The sequence below is a fragment of the Kineococcus glutinatus genome (assembly GCF_039542765.1).
GTDB classification, from domain to species: Bacteria; Actinomycetota; Actinomycetes; order Actinomycetales; family Kineococcaceae; genus Kineococcus_A; species Kineococcus_A glutinatus.
The window spans coordinates 1-3806 of sequence record NZ_BAABIL010000328.1 but is presented as its reverse complement, the minus strand read 5'-3'; the positions used below and the strand labels follow the sequence as shown (position 1 = coordinate 3806).

Sequence of the window (3806 nt, the reverse complement as noted above, 5' to 3'; positions counted from 1 at the left end):
CCCGCTGACCCGCCCCGCCCCGCCGACCCGCCCGCTCAGCCGCCGGGCAGCAGCACCTGGCGCACCGCCGTGCCCGCGGCGAGGGCGTCCATCGCCTCGTTCACCCCGTCCAGGCCGAGGACACCGCTGCGCAGCCGGTCCACGGGCAGCCGCCCGGCCCGGAACAGCGCCACGTACCGCGGCACGTCGCGGGCGGGCACCGCCGAACCCATGTAGCTGCCCAGCACCCGCCGCTCCTGCGCGACCAGCCCCACCGCGGGCAGCCGCAGCTCCGCGTCCGGTCCGGGCAGCCCGACGGCCACCGTCGTGCCGCCGCGGCCGGTGGCGGCGTACGCCTGCGCGAACACCGCTGGGGCGCCCACCACCTCGAAGGCGTGGTCGGCGCCACCGCCGGTGAGCTCGCGCACCTGCGCCACCACGTCCTCCGGTTCCCGCCCGGCGGCGAGCACGCCGTGGCTGGCGCCGACCTCCAGGGCCAGGGCCACCTTCTCGGGCACCCGGTCGACGGCCACGACGGGGGAGCAGCCCGCCAGCGCGGCACCCATCACCGCGGCCAGGCCCACCCCGCCCAGGCCGAACACGGCGGCGGAGTCACCGGGACGGGCGGCGGCGGTGCGCAGCACTGCGCCGACGCCGGTGAGGGTGGCGCAGCCGAAGAGGGTGGCGTCCACCGGCGCCAGGTCGTCGGGCACCGGCACCACCGAGGAGGCGTGCACGACGGTGCGCTCGGCGAACACCGACGCGCCCAGGTGGACGTGCACCGGCGCCCCGTCGCGGGAGGCCGGCCGGCTGCCGGTGAGCAGCGTGCCCGCCCGGGCCGCGGCGTCGGCCGCCTCGCACAGCGCGGGCCGCCCCGCCGCGCACGCCCGGCAGGTGCCGCAGGAGGGCACGAACGACAGCACGACGGCCTGCCCGGGGCGCACGTGCTCCACGCCCGGGCCGACCTCCTCCACGACCCCGCAGCCCTCGTGGCCCAGCAGCATCGGCACCGGCCGCGGCCGCGCGCCGGAGACCACCGACAGGTCGGAGTGGCAGACGCTGGCGGCGCCCACCCGCAGCAGCACCTCACCGGGCCCCGGGGGCGCCAGGTGCAGCGCGGTGACGACGAGCGGGCGGCTGTCCGCGTAGGGCGGTGCGGCGCCGGTGCGTTCCAGCACCACGCCGCGGACCTCGCGGACCGCCGTCACCGGCGCGCGCCGGCGCGGGCGAGCTCCCGCGCCTCGGCCTCGGCGGCGAAGCGGGCGTCGATCTCCTCGAACGGCACCCCGGTGCGGTCGTGGGCGGTGAGGGCGGCGACGACGGTGACGACGCAGCTGGCCGCCACGTACACCGAGATGGGCAGGGAGGAGTCGGTCCGGTCGAGCAGGGCCACCGCGATGATCGGCGCCAGCGAGCCCGCCACGATCGACGTGAGCTGGTAGGCGATGGAGGAGCCGGTGTAGCGCAGCCGGGTGGGGAAGCACTCGGCGATGAACGCCGCCTGCGGCCCGTACATCGCGCCGTGCAGCACGAGGCCCACGACGACGGCCACGATGACCAGGCCCGTCGAGCCGGTGTCCAGCAGCGGGAAGAACGCGAACGCCCAGGCCACCATGCCGGCGGCGCCGACGGCGGTGACGACCCGGCGGCCCACCCGGTCGGCGAGGACGCCGAACAGCGGGATCGCGCAGACCTCCACGGCCGCACCGACGAGGACGGCGTTGAGGGCCGTGGTGCGGGAGAGCCCGCCGGTCTCCACGACGTAGGTGAGGGAGAACGCGGTGATGACGTAGAAGGCGATGTTCTCCCCGAAGCGCAGGCCCGCGCCGGTGAGCAGCCCGCGCGGGAACGTGCGGACCACCTCGGCGGCGGGCAGCTTCGGCGGGGCGCCGCGCTCGGCGGTGCGCTGGCGCGCCTCGCGGAAGACGGGGCTGTCCTCCACGGACTGCCGGATCCACCAACCGAGGACCACGAGCACACCGGACAGCAGGAACGCGACGCGCCAGCCCCAGGAGAAGAACGCGTCGTCGGACAGCGTCGCGGACAGCACCGCGAGGACGGCGGCGGCCACGAGGTTGCCCGCGGGGACGCCCGCCTGCGGCCAGCTCGCCCAGAACGCCCGCCGCCGCGGGGTGCCGTACTCGGCGACCAGCAGCACCGCGCCGCCCCACTCACCACCCACGGCGAAACCCTGCACCAGCCGCAGGAACACCAGCAGCAGCGGCGCTGCGATCCCCACCTGCCCGTAGGTCGGCAGCAGGCCGATGGCGAACGTCGCCACCCCCATGAGGACGAGGCTGAACATCAGCAGCTTCTTGCGGCCCAGGCGGTCGCCGTAGTGGCCGAAGACGAGGCCGCCGAGCGGGCGGGCGACGAAACCGAGCGCGTACGTGGCGAACGACAGCAGCGTCCCGATGAGCGGGTCGCTCTCGGGGAAGAACACCCGCGGGAACACCAGCGCCGCGGCGGTGCCGTAGAGGAAGAAGTCGTACCACTCCACGACGGTGCCGACGAGGCTCGCCGCCACCACGCGGGGCAGGCTGCTGCGGGCCGCCGTCGTCTCGGTGACCGAGCCAGGGCTGGAGGACATCGCGTTTCCGCCTTCCTGCGGCACGCCGTCGGCCGCGACCGCGCCAGCGTGCCCGCGCGGCAGCGCCCGGGCAACCCGCGATCCGGCCCACCCGTGTGCGAGAGTGCACAGCCGTGGAGCTGTCCGCCGACGACCTGCGCGTCTTCCTGGCCCTGGCCCGGCACGGCCGGCTCGTGCAGGCCGCGGCCGCGCTCGGCGTCGACCACACCACCGTCGGGCGGCGCATCACCGCGATGGAGCGCGCCGCCGGGCACCGGCTGTTCGACCGCACCGCCGCCGGCTGGGTGCCCACCGCCGCCGGTCGCGCCCTGCTGGAGCCGGCCGCCAGCGTCGAGGCGGCCGTGCAGGACGCCACCCAGCGCCTCGGGCGGCGCGGTTCGGCCCTGTCGGGGACGGTGCGGGTGCTGGCCCCGGACGGGTTCGGCACGTTCGTCCTGGCCCCGGGCCTGGGCCCGTTCGTGCGGGCGAACCCCGACCTCGTCGTGGAGATCGTGACCGCCACCGCGCACCTGCCGCCGGCCAGCCGGGAGTTCGACGTGGCGGTGACCCTGGAGGCGCCCTCCTCGGCGCGGGTGGCCCGCCGCCACCTCACCGACTACCTGCTGCGGCTGTACGCGACGGAGGAGTACCTGGCGGCGAACCCGCCGGTGCGGCTGCCGGAGGACCTCGCCGCGCACACCCTCATCCACTACGTCGACGCCCTGCTCGACGTGCCGCCGCTGCGGGTGCTGGCCGACCTGCTGCGGCGGCCGCCGGCGGTGCAGTCCACGAACTTCGTCGTGCAGTGGCAGGCGGCCGCCGCCGGGGTGGGCATCGCGCCGCTGCCGCAGTACGTGGCCCGCACCGACCCCCGGCTGGTGCCCGTGCTGCCCGCGCTGGAGTTCCGGCGGCGGTACTGGCTGGCGGTGCCGCGCGAACACGCCGACCTGGCCCGCGTGGAGGCCGTCACGGAACTGCTGGACGCCGTCGTGCGCGAGCGGGCCGACGACCTCCTCGGCCCGCTCGCACCGGTCGCGCCGTGACCCCGGAACACCGCAGGACGGGGCGCGGGACGGGGCGCGGGACGGGGCGCGGGACGTCGGGCCGGACGCCGGGGGCGGGATCCGCGGGCGGGTTGTAGCGTCTGCGGCCATGACCGCCCAGAGCAGCGGCACCACCACCCCCACCGGACCCGGCGCCCTGCCGCTGCACGGCAGGACCGCCCTCGTCACCGGTGCCTCCAGCGGCCTCGGCGCCC

General features: G+C 77.0%; 3 protein-coding genes. 1 reads left to right on the top strand and 2 read right to left on the bottom strand.

Annotated features, from left to right (window positions below; all coding sequences use genetic code 11):
• Positions 1-35 precede the first annotated feature (35 nt).
• Both ABEB16_RS12830 and ABEB16_RS12825 read right to left on the bottom strand, forming a co-directional pair.
• The gene (locus ABEB16_RS12830; protein ID WP_345712640.1) at positions 36-1160 is read right to left on the bottom strand and encodes a zinc-binding dehydrogenase; all 1125 of its coding nucleotides are present in this window, start codon (positions 1158-1160) and stop codon (positions 36-38) included.
• A 23-nt stretch (positions 1161-1183) separates the two neighbouring features.
• Positions 1184-2569: an MFS transporter gene (locus ABEB16_RS12825; protein ID WP_345712639.1), complete on the bottom strand. Its 1386-nt coding sequence runs from the start codon at positions 2567-2569 to the stop codon at positions 1184-1186.
• A gap of 113 nt (positions 2570-2682) precedes the next feature.
• Here ABEB16_RS12825 and ABEB16_RS12820 point away from each other — a divergent pair, with 113 nt between their 5' ends.
• Positions 2683-3591 carry a LysR family transcriptional regulator gene (locus ABEB16_RS12820; RefSeq protein ID WP_345712638.1) on the top strand — a complete coding sequence of 303 codons (909 nt, stop codon included), beginning with the start codon at positions 2683-2685 and terminating at the stop codon, positions 3589-3591.
• Positions 3592-3806: the final 215 nt, after the last annotated feature.